Genomic DNA, 22,335 nt, shown 5'->3' with positions numbered 1-22,335 from the left:
TCTCCACCAAGATCGTATCTTACTGTATAGCCATTTCTTACTCCGTCTGTTTCGATGCCATAATTTACTTCTTTTTTAATGCCATCTTGTTCGGTAAATGTTACCTCTCCGTTAGCATCTACCTGTTTCTTAAGTACTTCCGTTGATCCATCTGTTAAGTTTCTTAACCGTACTTCTTTTCCCGCTTCAAGTGGTAATCCATTTGTATAATGTGCTTTTACCTTTAAACTAAGTGATAACTTGGATCCTGGCAAATTCACTGTTATGTCCTTCTCTTTTTCTCCACCAAGATCGTATCTTACTGTATAGCCATTTCTTACTCCGTCTGTTTCGATGCCATAATTTACTTCTTTTTTGATGCCATCTTGTTCGGTAAATGTTACCTCTCCGTTAGCGTCTACCTGTTTCTTAAGTACTTCCGTTGATCCATCTGTTAAATTTCTTAACCGTACTTCTTTTCCCGCTTCAAGTGGTAATCCATTTGTGTAATGTGCTTTCACCTTTAAATTAAGCGGTACTATAATTTCTGCTGAATTTGTTAAACTTTCTGCACTAGTAATTTGTGGGGATTGTAGTGAAACGAAAGCTGTTGTAGATAGTAGCAAACCGCCAAGAATTATCTTTGATTTCATAATATCATTCTCCTTAAATTCTATTTATTAAGCTCAAAAAATAGTTTTTATGTTAATATTCTAGCTATTAAAATTCTTAATACTACAAAAGGAAACCATTGTTTTATTGAATAGAAACATGTCCCTATCTCCTCTCTAATTAGTTTTTATAAAACGTAACTATTACGTTTTATAAAAACGATTTTACAAATTTACTTAAAAAATGTCAATAAAAATGAAGGTTCATTTTTTATTGAAGTGCCAAAAATAGATTAATATAAAATTCAACTCGATTTTTTTCAGATAGTTAAAAATGCAACTTCAGCTTTATTAGCTAAAAAGTTGCATTTTCCCCGTATAATAAATTTTATAGTCTAAAGCATTTCTAGAATTTGATTGGACAACATTCATATATATATCAAAAAAACTTTAACACAACTATATAATATTTGCATATAGATCATATCCCACCGCTGTTAAGATTGTTACATCTAGAATTAGTACCTACTCTGGCACTAATTTCCTAACCGTCTCATTGAAAATACCACTTATACTTGAAAGCATCTTCAATCTTAGATTGTCCTCCAAATAGTACACTCGAACCATTATTGCTTTACTATTTAACTATTTGGTTTTTATAGCAGTTCAAGCACTAGCTATACCGTGCTATTCCAAAAAGAGCCCTTTTAACATTCCTCTATTTCGCTAGTATTAATTATTTAAGATTATAATGAAAAAAACATATTTCTTACTATGGCTTCGTATCTAATTTTGATATTATGTAGAAAACGAATCATATTAATATCGAAAATAGCTTTCCTTTTGTTTTGATTTAAACTTTTTCAATTGAGATTAACAGAACTATTCTTCCTTCATTATAATTACTCTTCTCCACCATCCATCTGTATCTCAGGTATTTTAATACTACTTTTACCTATTTCTATTAAATGCTCAGCAAGTTTTTCTTCATTAATTTTAAAGTATGATTCTAATACCATCCCTAGATTCATTCCAGTTACTACTTGAATTCTTTTATCCATACTTGCTTTCATCATAGCTACATTTGCAGGTGTTCCTCCCATTAGGTCTACTAATATAATAATATTTCGTATGTCACTTGTTTCTTCCAGTATTTTATTCAATTTATTTATTGTTCCTTCAATACCGTCATTTTGTGCCATAGAAACTACCGGATAATTAATCTGGTTTCCAAGTATCATTTTAGCTGAATTTAATATTTCCTCAGCCATTAAACCATGACTCATTAAAATTATTTCATTAGTCATCGCACTTATTCCCCTTATAAAATATCTTTTAAGTAAGTTTTTTTATCGTCTGGTGTCATAATTGTAGTAATTTCAACACCAAGATTTAATAGCTTCTCGAAGGCATTTCTTTCTTCATTAGTAACGCTAATATTAGGACGTAAAACCGTTGTTCCTTTTCGATTAGACATGTTGCCAACGTTAATCCTATCTATCTGTAAATCATTTTCGATAAACGATAATAAGTCTACTGGGGATTTGACTATTAAAAGCACATTTTGCCCTTCATATTTTCCATTTTTGATATTGGTAATCGCTTTCTCTTCAGTTATAATTGAAGAACTGATTCCTGCAGGGACTGCCATCCTTAGCACCTGTTTTTGTATATCATTATTTGCAACAGTATCATTTACAACCATCAAACGAGTCACACCTAATTTATTACTCCACATTGTAGCTACTTGACCATGAATTAATCGATCGTCAATTCTAATATTTTTTATACCCTTCATTTCCACAAAAATTTCCTCCTATCATTTATTTTAAAATGCCTAGAGTAGCTAAAACAATAGACAGAACCATCACACCAAGAATTAAATAAATAGGTTTTACATTTTTTTTCAAAGACCAGTAAACTAAACCAACTAAGAGTGCAGGTAATAATCCTGGCATTATTTGATCTAGTATTTCTTGCCCTCTCATAGAAAAATCACCTTGTTTAAAATCTAAGACTACATTTGTTTTAACAACAGATGGTATTAATGCTCCAACAACCATTAATCCTAAAATTGAAGTCGATTCAGTTAAAAGTTTTAAACTTTTTTCAATAGTAGTAATTAATTTCGTACCTGAAGTATAGCCTATGCGAAATAATGGTATACTTATCATCTTTAAAGCTACACTTACAGCAATCCATAAAATAATTCCTACTGGACTACCATCAATTGCCATATTTGCTGCAATAGCCCCAAATATAGTCCATGGAATAACTACAAATAGACTATCACCTAATCCAGCTACTGGCCCCATAAGTCCTGTCTTAATCGATGTCACTGCTTCTTCAGTATTTTCATCTGAATTTTCTTCCATAGCTATATTAATACCTAAAATATACGGTGCAACCCAAGGATTTGTATTGAAAAATTGTAAATGATTTAGTACTGCTTTTTGTAACGCTTCTGGTTTATTTTTATAAGTAACTTTTAAGAATGGTAATACAGCGTAACAATATGCTAGAGCTTGCATCTTTTCATAATTTGAAGAAACTGAGCTTGTAAAAAACCATCTCCATAATACACTCTTTTTAATTTTGGAATTAACACCAAGTTTTGTCGTCTCCAAGCTATTCATCCTCATCCATACCTCCTATTGTATTAACAACGGTATTATTAATTACATTCTGACTATTTTTTTTATAAATAATTAAAGCTATAGCAGCGCCTATTAATGCTACTCCTAATAATGGCATTTTTAAGTAAACAGACATTACAAAACCTATAACAAGATAACTGAAATATTCTTTTGCAGGTAAGTATCGAAGCAATAAACCAATACCAACAGCTGGTAATAATCCCCCAGCAACTGTTAACCCATTTGTTAACCATTCAGGAGTATGAGCAAGAATAGTATTAATTAAAGATGGTCCAAAAATTACTGCCAACGCAACCGGTATGCCCGTTGTTGCCGCCGTTAAGAATACTCCAAACATTTGCATCTTGGAGATCATACTATAATCTCCTCGCTTTACACCTGCTTCTGCTTTATGAACCATCCAAATACCAATTGTATTTCTAATAATATCTAATTGAACCATTAATAGTGCTACTGGTATACCAATAGAAATCCCTACCGAAGATTCCTGACCAGTTGTTATGGTGATAAAAGTTGCGACAATACTTGCAGTTTGATAGTCTGGTATAGAAGCTCCTCCAAAATTACTAATTCCTAAAGACAATAATTGTAAGGTTCCCCCAATAAAAAGCCCAGTTTTTATATCTCCAAGTATTAAACCAGTTACAAATCCCGCTGTTACAGGTTGGTAGGTTCCGAACATTGTTGAATTCTTCTCAAAATTAATAAAAAAACCATATAACACAATTAAACCAAGTTGAATAACACTTATCTCCATTAGATCTCCTCCTTAATTATACTTAATAGTTTTGAAAATTTATCTTTTTGATTTGTCTTTATAAAAACAGGTATCATACTAATATCTGCTTCAACATCCAACGTTTGTCCACCATCATATTCTTCACCTGTCCATATATTGGTCCAGTTTTCATTTATTGGTAAGTAAACTTCTCTTACTGTTTCCTTATAATTTACAATCGGTGCAATTAGGAACGTATCTCCAAATAAGTAAGTATCTTCTACAGCCCAAGTATTATTATCTGAAGGATATTCATAAAATAGCGTCCTCATGATCGGATCTCCGAATCTATGAGCTTTATCCATCAAAGTACTGATATACGGTTTCAACGCTTCACGTATTTTTATATACTTAGTTAATATCTGCTCAACTTCTATACCGTATGACCATATTTCATTTGGTGCACCAGTAACCATCGAACCTCCACCATGATCCGATAAGGGTTTACTATGGGGTAATCGGTCACCGTGCATTCTTAAAATTGGTGAAAAAGTAGCATATTGAAACCAACGAATTAGCAATTCTCTAAACTCCGGATCTTCTGGATTTCCGCCATGAAACCCACCTATGTCAGTTGTCCACCAGGGAATCCCTGCTAAACCTACATTTAGTCCAGTATTAACTTGATTTCTAAATGCTTCAAAACTAGAATCAATATCTCCAGACCACAATAATGCACCGAATCTTTGTGCTCCAGCCCATCCTCCTCTAACAAGAGTAATTACAGGCTGTTCATTACTTAATTCTTCATAAATCATTGAAAGATAATCGATTGGATATAAATTACCACTATATAAATCAGTCCCCTTTTTATAACGATAATTATCAAAGTCATAAACGGAATATCCCGGCTCAGCTACATCTAACCAGAAATAATTAATCCCTTTATCAACATAATTCTTTTTAATTAGACTCCAAACATATTTCCGAGCTTCACTATTTGTCATATCAATAAAAATAGTGTTTCCTTGAATTTGCATGGTTAATCGAACTCCACGATTAACTTTTACTAGATAACCATTTTCTAAATATTTTTCATAATTTTCTGCATCAGTTTGTACTGTAGGCCAAATTGAGATTATTGGTTCCACTCCGTAATCAGTTTTCAAAGTCTTTAAAAATTTTTCTGGATTAGGCCAGTATTCCTCATCAAAACAATATTCTCCTTGCTTTGGCCAGTGAAAATAATCAATAGCGATAGTTGAAAGCTTTATTCCACGTTTATGATACTTTTCTACTACATCCATCACTTCCTCTGGTGATCTATATCGTAATTTGCTCTGCCATAATCCTAATAAACTATCTGGCATTTTAGGGACTTTTCCAGTTAGATTACTATAGTTTCTAAGTATTTCCTTTGGTTCATTTCCTGAAATTATTACATAATCGATATAATCAGAAGAATACATTTTCCATCGAGTTATATTTTTAGCAAAAGAAACTTCTCCAATACCAGGATTATTCCATAAAAAACCGTATCCAAGACTAGATATATAGAATGGAATTGACACCTGTGAGTTTCTTTGCGCTAATTCTAAAACAGTGTTCTTCAAATCAAGATAAGAATGTTGATATTGACCCATTCCGAATATTTTTTCTTTTGGATCTGATTCAAATCTAGTAGTTACTTGAAATTTACCATCCATATTGGACCGATATTCTCTTGACTTTAATTTCAATGTAGAATTAAAATCCTTTGTAACTTCAACTGAACCAGCATCTTCACCACCATCATCATGTTTAACAGCTCTTAATCTAATATATTCTTTTAGTAAGACATCGTTTTTTTCATTATAAAAAGTTAAACGATCACGATGATCTAGTACCGCTCTTATTTTCCCGTTAATTAATTCTGTTTTATTTTCATATTGATTTATTATCACTTTATTTAGGGAATTAGGCTTATCAATTAAGGAGTTTTGTCGGTCTTCATAGTTCATGTCTACAAATGAACGTATTCTAATAGCATTTTCCCCCCATGCTTCAATAATCAGTAATTCATCATCAAATTTTCTTGAAAAATAATTTGATTCAATGTTTATCACTTCTTTCATCCCACTTTCCTTTTCTTCTTAATTAGTTAACTCTTATTACAACACTAGCAATTGTAATCGCATACATATACATATCAATTTAATTTAAGTATTTTGACTAGAATTCTGCTTTTTAATTTGTTTTCTCGATAAACTAATTATCAAAAAAAAAACTAATAACAAAAAACACTTAATTACTTGAACTAAAATTGTTTGTACGTTAAACTAATTAATAAATAAAATATAAAATAAGCTATTTAAAATGTCAACTGTAAACGCTATATTTTTTTTGCATAGGCTATTTTATTTTTAAATTGAGGAGAAATTAATGATTTCAAGTAAATATACAATTAGAGAACAAAACGAGGCAAAAATACTTAATCAAATAATTAGACATAAAGAAATATCTAGAGCTGAATTGAGTAAAATAACCTCTTTAAACAAAGCATCTGTATCTTCTATTATCAATAAATTGATCGATGACTCGCTTGTAATTGAAAATAGAATTGGAGAAGCAACAAATCGTGGCCGAAAACCCATTATGTTAACTTTTAATGGAGTATCTTCGGGCTTAGCAATTGCAATTGATCTAGGATATAATTACATTGATGGAATGGTAGCTTCATTAGATGGAAAAGAAATTGCAAGAATACAGCTTACTGATACTTATGTTAGTAAAGACAACATACAAATGTTAATTCGTAAAATTATAAAAAAACTCACCGATAATCTTCCTTATACGCGACATGGAATAATCGGTATGACAATTGCTGTTCAAGGACAAGTTCTAAATAATAAAGTACTTAGTACAACTTATAACGGTCTTGAGGAAATTGATTTAGTAAAATTATTAAATCAAGAGTATAGCTTTCCTGTTTTTTTACAAAATGAGGCAAACTTATCTGCATTAGGTGAATATACTTTTTCTTCTGATATCGAGAATTTAGTATCAATTAGTCTTCATAGTGGAATAGGCGTTGGAGTAGTAAAAAATGGTAAACTTGACATTGGTAATAAAGGATATGCTGGTCAGTTGGGACATACAATTCTATTTCCAAATGGCAGAAAATGTGAATGTGGTAATTATGGTTGTTTAGAAAAATATTGCTCTACTCAAGTAATTTACCAAGAGATTTCCAAAGAAAAAAAACTAGATAAAATTAATTCGGATATAGTGGAATATCTTTATAGCAACAAGGATCAAAAGGTTGTAGAGATGATTGAACTATATGCATACTATTTATCGATAGGAATTAACAATATAGTTATGCTCTATGCTCCTGAGTTAGTGATTTTTAACAGTCCTTTAACAAAAAAAATTCCGAACATAATTAATATAATCAAAAATTTTTTGAATAATCAATATACAAAAGAAATTCATATCATTAACAGTCCTATAGAGTGGAATCCTGTTCTTAGTGGAGCAATTTCGTTTTCAATTCAAAAATTTTTAAATATTGAAAAGTTGAAACTCAGCTCTTATGCAAAAAATTAATTTAATTTAGTGGAAACTAGTATGTGAAATGGAGAAATTTTAACATACTAGACGGCTCACCAGTACTCTCTCCTTAAAAAGAGCTTTTTATATAGTTATGAATTTCTCACCGCTCTACCTCTTTTTCAAGAGATAAAAAAATTAATACAATGCTTATTACTTAAACTATTTCTAACTCAATAATCTATCAAATATTCTCAATTTTTTTCAATTGTCTTTTTGTTTAATCAAAGCATGCTTGCATATTATCCATTTGGCCTATACTTTAGGGTAAAATTTTACAATTTCATCTAAATTATATACTAAACTTTTATCGCTATTAAAAGTAAAAACAGCTTCGCCCACGTATAGAAACGTATATCTTTTTGTTTCTACACGTGGGCGAGCTGACTAAAATCATATAATCAAAAACTTAATAAAACGAGGTTCACTCCAATCATATTTCATTTTTCAAAACTATCACATTAATCTCTTGTCAATCAAAATTATTATACATTGAGAAAGTTACAACTTATATACTACTTCTTTAAACCCTAAAACTTCACCAATGAGTTTCTAATAATTAGATCTTATTAATCTAACTATTAATCATTATGATAAATTTAAATACCCACAAAGAACACCATGTAAAACTCTTCCTGTATATAAATCGAGATTATCAATTTGACTAGATTCAGTAAAACAAATGATTACTGATGAGTCTTTTTTAGCCAATTCAAGCTGTTTAAAATCAACCTTAACTAGTGGATTTTCAGGTGTTATATATTCATTTTCATCAACAAGAATTGAAAAAGGTTTTCCTTCTAATTCTACTGTATCTATCCCAATATGAATCAAATAATCAATTCCTGAATTACTCTTTATACTAATAGCATGTTTTGTTGGAAAGATAGTTGTGACCTGACCAGCTAAAGGAGCATAAATTGTCTGCTCTTCTGGAATAACAGCAAAACCTTCCCCTAATAATTTTTGTGAAAAAACTGGATCATTTACTTCTGATATAGGAATAACTTTTCCCGAACATGGAGAAAATAGTTCCACTTGTTTTTTCTTTCTTAAAAACTTAATCATATAAATTCCTCCTAATTATCTCTTTTCAAAATTTGATTGATTTCTTGACTAAGTAAATCAGCTTTTCCTCCAAAAACTGCTTGAATCCCACCTTTTACCTCAAAAACTGCAGTAGCACCTAATTGTTTTATAGCTTGTTTGTCAACATTTTGTCCATTCTTCACAGCAACACGCAAGCGAGTTGCACAGGCTTCAACAGATTCAATATTCTCTTCACAGCCAAGTGCTTTTATAATCATTAAAGATTCTTCATGCAAAGAAGTATTTTTATTCAAGGTAATTTCAGAGACTACCTCTTTTTCTTCTATCATACCAGGGATCGCTACTTTGAATTTTTTTAAAAAGAAAGTAAAAACGATAAAGTAAATAATAGCCCAAGCAAGTCCAAAAGGAATCAATTTAAGCCAGTTAGTTTTGTCATTTCCTTGAAGTACACCAAATAATAGAAAATCAATTAGTCCACCTGAAAAAGAATTTCCTACTCGAATATTCAGGATATCCGCAAAATAAAAAGATAGGCCGTCTAAAAATGCATGGATGACATAAAGCCATGGAGCCACAAACAGAAACATATATTCTACAGGCTCAGTGATTCCTGTTAAAAATGAAGTTAATGCACCGCTGAAATAAAGACCGCCATTTTTCTTACGGTTTTTTTTAGGAATTGCACGATACATCGCATAACAAGCAGCAGGAAGGCCAAACATCATCGTGGCAAATCTTCCAGCAAAAAAACGAGTCCCATAAGTAAATAAGCCTGTGTGATTCGGATCAGCTAATTGAGCAAAGAAAATATTTTGTGCCCCAGAAACTGTAATTCCCGCTACACTCTCAGTTCCCCCTAACGAAGTGTACCAGAAAAGTGGATAAATTGTATGATGAAGACCAACAGCACCAGTTAAACGAAGTAAAAATCCATAAAGAAATGTTCCTAGACTCCCCATTTGAGCAATATGCTCTCCAGCAACAACTAATCCATTCTGAATCGGTGGCCAAATTAGATAAAAGAAGGAACCAATAATAATTGCAGCCAAACTAGAAATAATTGGAATAAAACGTGAACCACCAAAGAATCCTAAAAACTGCGGTAATTCTATTTTTCTATAGCGATTGTGTAAAAATGCGACAATTCCGCCAATGGCAATTGAACCTACAACTCCAGTATCAAGAGTTGCATCTTTGACAGAAAATAATTCAAGAAAACCACTAATTGTTGCTGTATAAACTAAGTAAGAAACACCACCAGCTAAACCAGCAGTTCCTTTGTCACCATTTGCAAGCCCCACTGCGATACCAATCGCAAATATCAATGCTAAATTAGCAAAAACGGCGTTACCAGCATAACTCATGATACTCAAAATCGTATGAAGCCACGGTTGAGCTAATATGGGATAAGCATTTATGGCGCTTTCATTTGTCAGTGCACCGCCAAGACCTAAAAGTAAACCAGCAACAGGTAAAATAGCGATCGGCAACATAAATGCCCGACCTAGTTGTGAAAATTTTTTAAACATTTTTCTCTTCCTCCTTCAATGCATTGACGAAACGTTCTGCAATTTCTTGTGGACGAGTGATCGCGCCACCAACTACGATTCCAGAAACACCTAATTCCCTAATTTTTTTTGCCTGCTCTGGGGTATGGATTTTTCCTTCTGCAATAACACAAATTTCTGCTTGAACGAGCTGTTTCATCAAGTCAATCGCTGGCCCTTCTTGCTTTCTACTTTCATTAGTATATCCGCATAACGTGGTTCCGACAAAATCAACGCCAGCTTCATAGGCATTTTTACCTTCTTCAAAGGTAGAGATGTCTGCCATTAATAATTGTTCAGGATACTTTTCTTTGATCTGAGTAATGAAAGTGTTGATAGACAAATTATCATGGCGTTTGCGCAGCGTGCAATCTAGCGCAATAACTTCTACACCAGTAGCAACTAATTCATCGACCTCACGCATCGTTGCGGTAATAAATGGTTCTTCAGGAGGATAATCTCGCTTAATTATCCCAATCATAGGTAGAGAAACTTTTTCTTTAATCTCTAAAATATCTCGAACAGAATTTGCTCGGATACCAACTGCACCAGCTCTTTCAGCAGCTAGAGCAAAATAGGACATAAGACCTCCTTCTTCTTTATAAAATGGTTCACCAGGTAATGCTTGACAAGAAACAATCAGTCCACCTGAAATTGCATCTAAAAATATTTGTTTCTCCATTCTCCTAAACACTCCACTTTAAATTAATTTTTCGGATAATAACTCCAAATAAAATATAGCACGCGCTTTCATTGATGTAAAGTATGAAAATGGATAAATTCGGAGATTTTTTTATTTTTTTGGAGTATAATGGAGTAAAAATTTTTACTTTAAAGGAGTTCATATGAATTACATCTATTTAATTAAAGAGCATTATCCTTTATTGACTAAATCTGAAAAAAAAGTAGCTGATTTAATCCTAGATTCTGGGAAAGCAATTATTTATAGTACAATGAGCAATATCAAAGAAAAAACCCAAGTTGGAGATGCAACGATTATTCGTTTTTGCCAAAAATTAGGGTTTTCAGGTTTCTCTGATTTGAAAATTGAAATTGCGAAAGAAGATTTCAGTAAAAAAAAAGAATGTCCGTCAAGCGAGAAATATTACGATATAATTGCCACTCATCTAACTGAGGCACTCTATTCTACAGCACATTTACTAGATGAAAAAAAACTAGATCAGGCAATCCAACTCATCAGTCAAGCAAAGAATCTTTATATATTTGGGGTGGGCTCTAGTGGAAACACAAGCCTTGATTTAGAAAGTATGTTCTTACGAGTAGGAGTTCAAGCTAAAGCTGTTCTGGATCCTCATTTTCAAGCTCAAGTAGCTTCTTTGATGGAAGAAGACGATGTAATTATTGCTTTTTCATTATCCGGAAAAACAAAAGATACCTTTGATTCTGTAGAAATTGCAAAAAAAAATGGTGCAAAGATCTTAGCAATTACCAATTACCTTCATTCTCCAATAGGGCAGACAGCAGATGTTATTTTGCAAACAGCAATCGAAGAATTTTTAAATGGTGGTTCTTTGGCAGGGAAGATCTCTCAATTGTACCTTTGTGATCTACTTGTACAAGGTTATGAACAAAAAAATAATATTAATGCAGTGGAATTGCGTGAAAGAGTATTACGCTCTATCTTAGATAAAAGCTTAGATTAACTATAGTATTAAATTCATATTGTATAATAATTCTAAATTTCATATCAAAGTATAAATTTTATTGCAATAATTAATATTCTAAAAGGGAAAATCTAATTAACTCGTACCTTTTTTAGTCTCATCTTGTCAGTTCTTTATCAACAAGAACTGACAAAATATGTAAAATATAAACTTATATAGAATGAGGTTTATTCTATATAAGCTCTTTTGTTGTTTTACTTTGATTAATCAAAAAGACTCTTGTTTTCAAATGATTATACGTTGTAGCATGCAAATTTTATTACAGGTATTGCTCGTTTTTATTTTTATATTTGAGTAAGGATAGCTCCTCACATTGATGATACGTTCTTCATAAATAAGTTCTTCTGTGTTTTTTGTCAGATTTATTTCATAATCTTTCTGGAAGTTCTAAATAAATCCTGACTCTTTGCCTCTAAATACTTTAACACACTTGTAAAAAAAGATACTTCCCCTCTAGAAATACGGGCAAATCAAGCAAACTATCTATCATTACTTTGACTTTGATAAAACATATTTTATGAACTGACAGTATATGAGGTTCGCGCATATAACTAAGAACTGTTTTTCAAAAACGGTTCAGTTTTATAACTAGGTTATTAGTTGAAACAATTTATATTCAGGTAAAATATCGATTAATTAGCGGGTCTCACAATTTTCACAAACAACCTCCATCTTGCCTTCAGATAAAGTATTAAAAAGAAAAGTATCAACCATCAATACTTTGGGAAAATTCTTTTTATAGGAATATGATTAGTAGCTTTCAATATACAATAATCATTATCGAAGATAACTGACAACTTTTAGCAATAAAATACAAAACATTTTTTTAGTCAGTATCTAAATATAACAAATCTATTTCATAAAGCAAAAAATAGCTAGACAAGAGAGATGTCTAGCCAGTTACATTTATCACCTATATCATTTAGTAAATAACGGATAGTAAAACCGAACCACGATAGAGAATAATTATTTTTCACTCATATATCGTAAGGAGTGTAAGAAATCATAGCAAAATACCTTTAGTTCACCAACATCATTAAAACAAGCTTTTTTACTTTTAATTTTTAGTGTTGCACTTAAATTATGCATTCTAGAGGTGTAGGAAATTTCTTTTCGAGAGATCAAGCTTTATGGAATAAAAATATTTATCACATTTTTTATTGTACGTTCCTTCAAATACCAGTGAAAAAGCTAAGGTGGTAAATACAACAAATACAATTATTACTCCTCTCTACTTAAAGTCAAAAGACAAGTGCCTTTAACTAATCCGATACAGTTATAACTATGATAATTTTCTCCCAAATAAAAAAGTCTGAAATCATAATTGATTACAGATTTTTTTAAACTATTTTTTATAAATTTACTGATAAAAGTTTTATTTTTTTACTCAGGAAATCAATTTTCCAAGATAATTTTTTTTAGATTTCTTAACGATTTCTGCCGCAACTACCACATCTAGCACAGCAGAGCCAACTGTTTTAAAAATCGTAATTTGTTCTTCACTTGTCCGACCGACCAATTCTTCATTGATCAATTGGCCTAGTTCTCCATGATAGCTGTCTCTTTGAATATATCCATCTTGTAACGGTGAAATGAAGTCCCCAGCTTCTTTTAAGACACCATCCATAGTATCAAAAATAACAACATCAGCGGCTTTGATTATTTCTCGTGGAATTTCACACATTTCCGGTGTGTAAGCACCCACTCCATTAATGTGTGCCCCTTTTTTAACCCACTCGGCAGAGAATGTCGCACATTTTGAAGTTGTTACACTTGTAATGATATCTGCACCTTCAACACATTCTTGACTGGTTTTTGTTGGGCGCATCGTTGCAGAAAATTGTTTCCTCATTTCTTCAGCAAATTGGCTGGCACGTTCAAAATCAATATCAAAAATCCGAACTTCTTCTAATTTACGAACGGTCAACATCGCTTCTAATTGCGACTGTGCTTGTCCGCCGGTTCCGATCAGTGCACCGATTTTAGAATCTTCTCTTGCCAGAAGTTCTGTTGCTGCTCCTTGAACAGCACCTGTTCTTAATTGTGTCAAATAAGTACCATCCAAACAAGCAGATACCATACCCGTTTCTGGATCCAATACGATCATCGTTGCTGGGACACTTGGTAAGTTTTTCTTGATATTTTCAGGATAGACGGAAACGATTTTGACACCTAACGCACCTTCCTCACCTTCTACATAAGCTGGCATATACAAGCTTTGTCCGTTGCTTTTTGACACATCGATATTGGTGCGTAGAGGCACGCTTGCCTTTCCTGCTGAATACAATGACAATGCTTTTTTGTCCGCATCGATGGCTTCTCTCATTGAAAAACTTTTGATAATATCTTCTTTTTTAAGAAATAACATTTGAATCGCTCCTTAATTAGTTGCTGAAACTTTTTTTATTTGACTGCCCAACATCGTATATGCACTATACAGCAAGACAAAGATTACGATCCATTTAAGTACATACGTGTCTAAAGATTTAACTAAAAATACTGCAACAAGTACACCAAATACACCAAAGGTTGAAGTGAAAAGCGTAATTTTTCTGCTGTATTCATTAAATTTAATAAATTGAACACTGCCGATCGGTACTGAGAAAGTACAAGCACCCATCATAATAGGAAATGCTGCAACTGGATTCAAGCCTAGCAAATAGACAGTTACCATTGTTAAAGCATAAGAACCAATACCGATATTGTTCAATGCGCCATAGACAAAGAGTAAAAATCCGGCCAAGATTAATTTTCCGCCATACAATTCACTGGCTGTTCCATTTGATGGTATCCAGTTCATTTGTCCTGCAAAAATCAAGAATGCAGCAATGACCAATCCTATGCCGACAAACAGTTTGATCGTTTTCTCTGGTAACTTCACAACAAATCTCGGACCTAAATATGCACCGATAATTTGGCAGATGATACAAACTGCTAATGTCTTGATCCCTACATTGATGGCAGTTATATAAGATAATGCCATGACGGCTACCGGTATGACACATTGGGTATTCAACGTTCCGGGTAATTTTTTCATGCTGACCCATTTCAGCTTTGGATAAAGAACGGTTCCGATAGCAAAATCGGAAACACCAAATGTTGAGAGAAAGAAGGTGATAAATGACGTGAACGGCAATAGACGTATATCCCCAGGTTCTTCTTTAAAATTTTGTTTGTTTTTGAAAAGGTCTCTTAGAAAGTAAATAATAAAATATAGATTGATTGCGACAATTAGTGTCAACAAAATACTCCGAATCATAAAAATTTCCTCCTACTAGTAAATCTTCCTGATTCCCTCAAAGTTCTCACCATATTTTACTTTAAGTTCTTCAGAAGATTCTGCAATCACTTTTAGTGTATATGCATCATGTTTGACATATTCTTTTGCTAGATTTACCATGGCATGGTTTTTTGTCCAAGTGACATCGGTTGATTGCAGCTCTTCGTTAATGGTACCAAATACGACTTCTTGCTCATCGGCAACGATGTTGATCCATTTTGCCCCAAAGTCAGCAAGTTTGGCTGTTTCAAAGCCATGAATGTAATACTTTTTTAAGGGAAGATCATATTCATGGGTAAAACTGAATAAAATCAGTACAAACTTATTAACTCTTTTTTCCGCTTGCTGCAGTGCCTTTAATAGTGAATCCGTGAGGTTCTCATGCCAAACTTGGATGAGCAAACTTTCTTTTGCGTTTTTCACTAAATGTTCCGCTTTGTCTTGAACATACTCGATACCATCAACTTTCCACAGCATTTCTTCTTCATCTTTTTCTTTGATCATCCCAAGATTTTGGGTAAGAAAAGAGAGATCATTTTTAACACTTTTTTCCAATTTCTCTAAAAACTCATTTGCCGAAATAGCATGATAAAGCTTAGGTTCTGATTTATTGACGACAATCAAATTCTTTTTTAATAGTTTTTCTAAAATGTTATATACTTTAGAGCGTGGCACACCTGAGACTTTACTTACTTCATATCCTGTAAGATTACCTTTTTCTAATAGTGTGGTATACACTCTTGTTTCCATCTCTGAAAAATCGTATTTCTTCATAATTTGAATAATCGTTTCCATTGGTTAGTCCTCACTTTACATCTAGTAGCTACTACGGTAACAACTATAAATCCTTTTTAATTATCTGTCAAGAAATAGTTCATTAAAACACATATAATAAATAGCTATAAAACAAACTATTAATTAAATTAAACTATTATTATATAAATGTTTGTGAAATAAATACTATAAATGAGATATTTATTTGCAACGAATTATATAAAAATAACCCCTTCAATAAAAAATTAACGATCGCTGATTACTTATAAATCTTTACGCTCTAGTTTCACAACAGTTCCATTCTTTCTAAAAAACATACTCATTTTTTTCTTTTCTAGAATTCATTTTTTGATTCTTTTCTTTTAGTTCTTGACCTTTTCCACCTTCAAAATATTTAAACAAACCTCTTTCAAAAGCATTTTTAGGTTTTGGACAATAAGGAATCCCTTTTTTCTTCATATAAACACCTCATTAAACTATTTAATCTATTTTACACCATTACATTATAAAAATAACAAATGTATTAAAAGATAAATTTTTATTAAAACCATCTTGACCTTTTAGGAGATTTCATTGTGATTTCTTTTTATTCTCCTGTATTTTCCTACTTTTTTTGTTGAACAATTTCATATACCCAATCTAAGTGACCATCGGTGAGGGTGCTTTTACAACGAAAGGCCAAACAATACAATAGGCGGAAAAACTTTTCCCTACAGTATCCCCTTGTTTTGTCCTAGCATACGTTATGATCCAAAATCACGTCGATGAACGCTTAGCTATACGAAAATGACTAACCAAAATAAAAATGAGATAAATAGAAACAACAAAATGAAATCTCTCAAAAGATCGCCCGCCTTAGAGACACTTGCTTCCTTTCTTCTTTTACTCTCCTATAGCTTAGCAATTAAGGGGGCCACTCGTGTCATCTTGCTAGCTAGTTATGAATGCCGTAATAAGCCTCCTAATATATAGGCAGACTGCCAATTATATCTGATTCAATCCACATTATGATAAAATCCCTCTTTTCGTTTCATATACGTTGAAATATCACATATGTCAAAAGTGCACGAGTCTTTGCATTCAGTTCTTTGTAAATACTCAAAATTATTCCTTTTCACTTTGAAAAAAGATAATTAGTACAAGATCAGAACAGAGGAAAGTATTCGAATGGACTAGAAAGAAGTTGTTGAATTTGTTGCAATAGAATGGTCATATATCATCAAAAACTAGGTGAAGTTTTATTCATCACTGTACCTACTGTTTCCCAGAGAATAAAATGTTTAGAAGATACTAGTCAGTTACTGTATTCTCAAGTGGCAATTGACCACGAACATGCTTAATTACTAGCCAAAGCGTTTATCTACCTGTTGATTAAATCAAAATCAAAAATCAGGTTTTACACTTTCATAAAAACAATCCCCAGTCTACTCGAACGTGACTGTATCATAGAGCCTTATTCGATGTTAATCAAAATAGTTCTTACTTCTACCGAATCATTGGACAGTTTTATCAATAATTTATTAAAGTTTAGACGAACCAACGCTAAAATCGTTTTCTCGACTCTTGTTTCCTTAAGGGGTTATCCGTTCTGGCATGCTTACCATGCGCTTTTATTAAAATAGAAAAAAATATTTTTTCATACGACAAAGCAGTGATCATTTACTGACACATGTAATCTTTGTCGATCTATTTTTTTTAAATACAATATAGTTTTGTTGGTATCTCATAAAATGTAAATTTATGGTGAATGAGTCTTGAGCAACCATATCACTAGAATAGCCCCTAGTATGACATAGTCTCCTGTAATTAAGTCAAACTCAATCACGTAAGATCTTTCTGAAATAAGAGCGTAGAAAACTTCTTTATCTTTTATTTACTCACATAAAAATTATCAAAATGAACTAGATACAAATGACTTTGATTGGCTCATTCTTTATTTAGTTTTGACCCAGAAATCTTTAAATACGTAGTCATAATTTATCTTAACAACCAAATAATTTTGCTTAGTATCATATTATCTATATTGAATTCTCTGAATCAAGATAAAGTTTTTTTCTATTTTTGTTTCTTTTTTTTTCTTCATCTTGTTATTAATAGTGATTAGGATGATATTCCTATATTGATCTTTGATAATTAGATATAATTTTTGAATAACGTTCCCTGCTATTCGAGCTAGAAATACAAGTACGCCATGACCTAGTTAGCGAAAACTACTTAGAGATTTCTTTTGTTCTGGGACGACAAAATGCCATGACAATAGCAGTAAATAATGATACTTCCGTAAGGCTCGCCGTAAACTGGGGAGAGGTGAAATTCCTATGTACTTACCCAAAGTAATTCAAAAATTCATATACTATTTGGGAGATGATTTTTATTAAGTCGAGAATGTACTTGAATAAAAAACAAACCTGTGAATTTCTTGGAATTGATAACAATACTTTAGATAAGTGGATTCGTGTATATAATTTTCCGATAATAAAAATTGACGGTGTAGTTCGCTTTGCTGTAGAGGATATCAAAGATTTCATGAATGCATTCAAAAAAATTTGAAATTTATTGATAGCTGCATATACTAATAATAGCGAAATATGCTGCCTTACTTTTTAAAGGAGTGAGGAAATTTGCCTACAAAACTTTCAAATGGGAAGTACAAAACCAATCTGAGGTATCCAAAAAAATTCAGAGAAATCACTGGAATAGCATCAGAAAAGTATCAAAAAGTATTCCCAACTAGGCAATCGGCTATTAAAGCCGAAAATGAAATGAAAAAGAAGATTGAAAGAGTCTTAAGAGAGGAGAATGCAAATTCATTTGAATTAAAAGGACAAATGAAGTTTAAGAATTTCTATGAATTAAAATGGCTTCCTAGATATGAACTAGGTCAAACCACTAGATCAAATAGGGCACCGAGTAATGTAACAATTAGTAATACTAAAGATATATTCCGTTTGCACATCCTTCCAATGTTTGGTGAATATCCAATGAATTATCTAAATGCAAATACTGAGATAATATCAGATGAATTAACGAAGAAATCAAAAGAATACGCAAATATAAAAATAATCAAAGGTTATGTTCGTTCTGTGTTCGATGTCGCAGAAATACTAAATTATATCGAGTTTAATCGAACTACTAAAATTATTCAATGTATTACCGCACCTAAAAAAGTTGCTTTAGAAGAAAAAAGGATACGGGACGGTAATCAAGCGTTATCATCAAAAGAGCTGACTGATTGGATGAAAGCAGTAAACACAGACTTGAGTAATAACTTACTTTCCCTTCACGACTATACACTTTTCATGCTTACTTTATATCTCGGTGATAGGAAAAGTGAAACTTATGCTCTGCAATGGAAGTATATTGATTTTAATAAACATACGGTTCGTCTCAAACATGCTTTAGATAAATACCAAAGAAAGACATATACAAAAGGCCGGAAAGATACCGTTATTCAAGTACCAGAAATTGTAATGACATTATTAAGTGAATGGAAATCGGCTCAGGCTGAACAATTGTTGGAACTAAAAATTATACAAACACCTGACCAGTATCTCTTTACTTACTCCAAACCTTCTGGAGAAGTAAATTGTCCTGTACACCCTGACTACCTAAACTATCGAATTAATTCAATAAAAAAAAGGCATCCTGAATTGGCTCACTTATCTCCACACAAACTTCGTCATACCTATGCAACTATAGCTAGGCAAGGCGGAGCAAATATGAATCAAATTTCTAATGCTTTAACGCACTCGGATATTTCTACTACAAAAATATACGTGAACACACCTGACGTAGTTGATAAATCCGTTTTTGAAGCATTCCAAAAAGGATTAAATAATTGTGATTAATGTGTGTTCTCAAATGTGTTCTTATTATAAAAAAGACACTTTCCAAATAATTGAAAAGTGTCCTGAAACATTGATATAAATAGAATACTAACGTTTTGAGAACTGTGAAGCTTTACGAGCTTTCTTAAGACCTGGTTTCTTACGTTCGACCATACGTGCGTCCCGAGTAAGTAAACCAGCGCGTTTAAGAGCTAGACGGAAATCAGGATCTACTTGTAGCAATGCACGTGCGATACCGTGACGGATTGCACCTGATTGTCCAGCATATCCACCACCATTTACGTTTACAAAAACATCATATGATCCTTTAGTTTCTGTAACGCCGAATGGTTGGTTGATTACTTCACGCAAGTCAGCGTGTGGAATGTATTCTTCAACATCTTTTTTGTTAACAGTAATTTTACCAGTACCTGGTACTAAACGTACGCGAGCTACTGCATTTTTACGACGGCCTGTGCCGATATATTGAGCTTGTGCCAATGAAATTCCCTCCTATTAGATTAAGTTTGTGATGTCCAATACTTCTGGTTGTTGTGCAGCATGTGGGTGTTCAGCGCCAGCATAAACATGAAGTTTCATTCCTTGTTTACGTCCTAAAGTGTTTTTAGGAAGCATGCCTTTAACAGAAGTTTCGATCAAACGACGAGAATTTTTAGCACGTAGTTCTCCCGCAGAGACTGATTTCAATCCGCCTGGGAAGTTTGAGTGACGGTAATAAATTTTATCGCTTGCTTTGTTACCTGTTAATTTGATTTTTTCTGCATTAATGACGATTACGAAATCACCTGTATCCACATGAGGTGTGAATGTTGGTTTATTTTTACCACGTAAGATAGATGCCACAACTGCTGAAAGACGTCCCATAGGAACATCCGTTGCATCTACTACGTACCATTTACGTTCTACTTCGCCTGGTTTGGCCATATATGTTGTACGCACGATTTTTTTCCTCCAATTCAATTTCACGAATGTTTGACATACACTTGAGTTTCCGGGGCTCTCGTGGGGCAAACAATACCATATAACATAATACCGTCTTAAGAGCCACATGTCAACGTGTTTCGCAGTTTTTTTGAAATTTCCCTTCAATTCTTTTCCGAAAACTTTCAGTTGTTATTCTGACCAAACAGCCTGCACTTTTATACACATTTTGCGCATAATTTGTATACTTCCTGCAATAAGTATCTCTGGTTTTTATTATTATATCAATCTGTATCTATATCCTTGCTAAACACAAGAAGAATTCATTGTATAAATATTTACTTTTTCTCTTGATTTCTTATTTTTATTCTGTTACGATAGCTTCATCTTACTTGAATTTAAGGATGGGAGTTAATCATTATGAAAGAAAAAGTAATTTTAGCGTATTCTGGTGGACTTGATACGTCTGTTTCGATTAAATGGCTGACAGATCAAGGATATGATGTGGTAGCGTGCTGTTTGGATATTGGCGAAGGCCGTGATACACAATCGATCAAAGACAAAGCACTCGCTGTGGGTGCCATCGAATCCTATGCGATTGATGCCCGAGAAGAGTTTGCTCAGGACTTTGCATTGATTGCCTTACAAGGGAATACCTTCTATGAGAACTCCTATCCGCTGGTCTCTGCCCTTTCTCGTCCGCTGATTGCCAAGAAACTAGTAGAATTAGCCATCGCTACAGGGGCGACTACCGTTGCTCATGGCTGTACTGGTAAAGGAAATGACCAAGTCCGGTTCGAGGTCGCGATTGCCGCATTAGCCCCTCACTTGAAAGTCATTGCTCCGGTTCGGGAATGGAAATGGTCCCGGGAAGAAGAGATTGCCTATGCCGCTGAAAAAGGGGTGCCGATTCCTGCCGATTTGGATAACCCTTATTCGATTGATCAAAATCTTTGGGGCCGGGCTTGCGAATGCGGGGTCTTAGAAGATCCATGGGCGACTCCCCCTAGAGGCGCTTATGCCATTACGCAAGAATTGGAAGATACTCCTGATGTACCGACGATCGTTGAGATTACTTTTGATCAAGGGATTCCTACCGCATTGGATGGCGAAACACTGAATCTGGCCGAATTGATTATGAAAATGAATCGTCTAGCCGGCGAACATGGTATTGGTCGGATCGACCACATCGAAAACCGTTTAGTGGGAATCAAATCTCGTGAAGTCTACGAATGTCCGGGAGCGATGGCTCTAATGACAGCTCATAAAGAATTAGAGGATTTGGTTTTTGTTCGCGAGTTGGCCCATTTCAAACCAATCATCGAGCAGCAACTGGCCCAAGTAATTTATGATGGCCTCTGGTTCAATCCCTTAACCGATGCCTTGATCGCTTTTCTAAAAAACACACAAGTCTATGTCAATGGGATCGTACGTTTGAAATTGTTCAAAGGCAATGTCATCTGTGAAGGACGTAAGTCAGAGAACAGTCTTTACGATGAAAACTTGGCGACTTATACGTCTGCCGATACCTTCGATCAACACGCGGCGATCGGATTCATCAAATTATGGGGACTGCCTAGCAAGGTCCACGCAGAGATTCAGGCACAACAGCAATTAACAGAAACACTGATTTAGTCAATAAGGTGACTTTTTCCTTTTGAGGGTGAAGTC

At 33.3% G+C, this 22,335-nt stretch carries 20 protein-coding genes and 1 pseudogene; 6 read left to right on the top strand and 15 right to left on the bottom strand.

Translation table 11 applies throughout. The annotated features are described in order from the left end of the window. The 6 genes and pseudogenes from DVW06_RS13310 to DVW06_RS13285 all read right to left on the bottom strand — a co-directional run. A pseudogene (locus tag DVW06_RS13310) lies at window positions 1-632 on the bottom strand (hypothetical protein); the annotation flags it as partial. 860 nt (window positions 633-1,492) lie between these two features. Beyond that, window positions 1,493-1,897: a PTS sugar transporter subunit IIA gene (locus DVW06_RS13305; protein WP_060814982.1), complete on the bottom strand. Its 405-nt coding sequence runs from the start codon at window positions 1,895-1,897 to the stop codon at window positions 1,493-1,495. A gap of 14 nt (window positions 1,898-1,911) precedes the next feature. Beyond that, complete coding sequence (locus DVW06_RS13300) at window positions 1,912-2,394, bottom strand: PTS system mannose/fructose/N-acetylgalactosamine-transporter subunit IIB (protein WP_082709565.1); 483 nt, start codon at window positions 2,392-2,394, stop codon at window positions 1,912-1,914. A gap of 19 nt (window positions 2,395-2,413) precedes the next feature. Next, the gene (locus tag DVW06_RS13295; RefSeq protein ID WP_060815002.1) at window positions 2,414-3,226 is read right to left on the bottom strand and encodes a PTS system mannose/fructose/sorbose family transporter subunit IID; all 813 of its coding nucleotides are present in this window, start codon (window positions 3,224-3,226) and stop codon (window positions 2,414-2,416) included. Next, complete coding sequence (locus DVW06_RS13290; RefSeq protein ID WP_060814983.1) at window positions 3,219-4,004, bottom strand: PTS mannose/fructose/sorbose/N-acetylgalactosamine transporter subunit IIC; 786 nt, start codon at window positions 4,002-4,004, stop codon at window positions 3,219-3,221. Before DVW06_RS13290 ends, DVW06_RS13295 begins: the two co-directional genes overlap by 8 nt. Beyond that, on the bottom strand, window positions 4,004-6,079 hold the full coding sequence (locus tag DVW06_RS13285; protein WP_060814984.1) for a glycoside hydrolase family 31 protein: 2,076 nt from the start codon (window positions 6,077-6,079) through the stop codon (window positions 4,004-4,006). The genes DVW06_RS13290 and DVW06_RS13285 overlap by 1 nt, the downstream gene beginning before the upstream one ends. 307 nt (window positions 6,080-6,386) lie before the next feature. Between DVW06_RS13285 and DVW06_RS13280 the strand changes: the two genes are divergently transcribed. Next, window positions 6,387-7,553 (top strand): ROK family transcriptional regulator, encoded by a 1,167-nt coding sequence (locus tag DVW06_RS13280; protein WP_060814985.1) that lies wholly within the window; start codon window positions 6,387-6,389, stop codon window positions 7,551-7,553. 591 nt (window positions 7,554-8,144) lie between these two features. Here the strand turns inward: DVW06_RS13280 and DVW06_RS13275 are convergent. From DVW06_RS13275 to DVW06_RS13265, 3 genes are read right to left on the bottom strand one after another with little or no spacing between them, the layout of a single operon-like run. Then, entirely contained in the window at window positions 8,145-8,624 is a 480-nt protein-coding gene (locus DVW06_RS13275) for a PTS sugar transporter subunit IIA (protein ID WP_060814986.1), read from the bottom strand. 11 nt (window positions 8,625-8,635) lie between these two features. Beyond that, window positions 8,636-10,138: a PTS transporter subunit EIIC gene (locus DVW06_RS13270; RefSeq protein ID WP_060814987.1), complete on the bottom strand. Its 1,503-nt coding sequence runs from the start codon at window positions 10,136-10,138 to the stop codon at window positions 8,636-8,638. After that, a complete protein-coding gene (locus tag DVW06_RS13265) occupies window positions 10,131-10,838 on the bottom strand; it encodes an N-acetylmannosamine-6-phosphate 2-epimerase (RefSeq protein ID WP_137264749.1) in 708 nt (235 codons plus the stop codon). Before DVW06_RS13265 ends, DVW06_RS13270 begins: the two co-directional genes overlap by 8 nt. 163 nt (window positions 10,839-11,001) lie before the next feature. Here DVW06_RS13265 and DVW06_RS13260 point away from each other — a divergent pair, with 163 nt between their 5' ends. Further along, a complete protein-coding gene (locus DVW06_RS13260) occupies window positions 11,002-11,820 on the top strand; it encodes a MurR/RpiR family transcriptional regulator (protein ID WP_137264748.1) in 819 nt (272 codons plus the stop codon). Window positions 11,821-13,228: 1,408 nt separating this feature from the next. On the opposite strand, the gene DVW06_RS13255 is transcribed toward DVW06_RS13260, so the two are convergent. The 4 genes from DVW06_RS13255 to DVW06_RS17240 form a co-directional block, all read right to left on the bottom strand. Continuing rightward, the gene (locus DVW06_RS13255; protein ID WP_137264747.1) at window positions 13,229-14,209 is read right to left on the bottom strand and encodes an ornithine cyclodeaminase family protein; all 981 of its coding nucleotides are present in this window, start codon (window positions 14,207-14,209) and stop codon (window positions 13,229-13,231) included. A gap of 12 nt (window positions 14,210-14,221) precedes the next feature. Then, a complete protein-coding gene (locus tag DVW06_RS13250; protein ID WP_137264746.1) occupies window positions 14,222-15,100 on the bottom strand; it encodes a sulfite exporter TauE/SafE family protein in 879 nt (292 codons plus the stop codon). A gap of 15 nt (window positions 15,101-15,115) precedes the next feature. Then, window positions 15,116-15,916, bottom strand: coding sequence for a TrmB family transcriptional regulator (locus DVW06_RS13245; protein ID WP_137264745.1), 801 nt, complete (start codon window positions 15,914-15,916; stop codon window positions 15,116-15,118). A 285-nt stretch (window positions 15,917-16,201) separates the two neighbouring features. After that, the gene (locus DVW06_RS17240) at window positions 16,202-16,354 is read right to left on the bottom strand and encodes a hypothetical protein (RefSeq protein ID WP_174784183.1); all 153 of its coding nucleotides are present in this window, start codon (window positions 16,352-16,354) and stop codon (window positions 16,202-16,204) included. Between the two features lie 746 nt (window positions 16,355-17,100). Here DVW06_RS17240 and DVW06_RS17705 point away from each other — a divergent pair. The 3 genes from DVW06_RS17705 (at window position 17,101) to DVW06_RS13225 (ending at window position 19,743) form a co-directional block, all read left to right on the top strand. Next, entirely contained in the window at window positions 17,101-17,235 is a 135-nt protein-coding gene (locus tag DVW06_RS17705; protein ID WP_274543595.1) for a hypothetical protein, read from the top strand. A gap of 1,051 nt (window positions 17,236-18,286) precedes the next feature. Next, complete coding sequence (locus DVW06_RS13230) at window positions 18,287-18,445, top strand: helix-turn-helix domain-containing protein (RefSeq protein ID WP_137264744.1); 159 nt, start codon at window positions 18,287-18,289, stop codon at window positions 18,443-18,445. A 71-nt stretch (window positions 18,446-18,516) separates the two neighbouring features. Next, window positions 18,517-19,743: a tyrosine-type recombinase/integrase gene (locus tag DVW06_RS13225; RefSeq protein WP_137264743.1), complete on the top strand. Its 1,227-nt coding sequence runs from the start codon at window positions 18,517-18,519 to the stop codon at window positions 19,741-19,743. Window positions 19,744-19,830: 87 nt separating this feature from the next. On the opposite strand, the gene rpsI is transcribed toward DVW06_RS13225, so the two are convergent. Both rpsI and rplM read right to left on the bottom strand, forming a co-directional pair. Continuing rightward, window positions 19,831-20,223 (bottom strand): 30S ribosomal protein S9, encoded by a 393-nt coding sequence (gene rpsI, locus DVW06_RS13220; protein WP_003128901.1) that lies wholly within the window; start codon window positions 20,221-20,223, stop codon window positions 19,831-19,833. A 15-nt stretch (window positions 20,224-20,238) separates the two neighbouring features. Then, window positions 20,239-20,685 (bottom strand): 50S ribosomal protein L13, encoded by a 447-nt coding sequence (gene rplM / locus DVW06_RS13215; protein WP_301337271.1) that lies wholly within the window; start codon window positions 20,683-20,685, stop codon window positions 20,239-20,241. A gap of 399 nt (window positions 20,686-21,084) precedes the next feature. Here rplM and DVW06_RS13210 point away from each other — a divergent pair, with 399 nt between their 5' ends. Continuing rightward, window positions 21,085-22,299, top strand: a complete 1,215-nt coding sequence (locus tag DVW06_RS13210; RefSeq protein WP_137264742.1) for an argininosuccinate synthase — start codon at window positions 21,085-21,087, stop codon at window positions 22,297-22,299. The last annotated feature ends 36 nt before the right edge of the window (window positions 22,300-22,335 follow it).

The organism is Enterococcus sp. ARL09-542, from assembly GCF_005234805.1.
Classification (GTDB): Bacteria; Bacillota; Bacilli; order Lactobacillales; family Enterococcaceae; genus Enterococcus_D; species Enterococcus_D gallinarum.
This window is presented reverse-complemented; position numbering and strand designations above follow the sequence as displayed.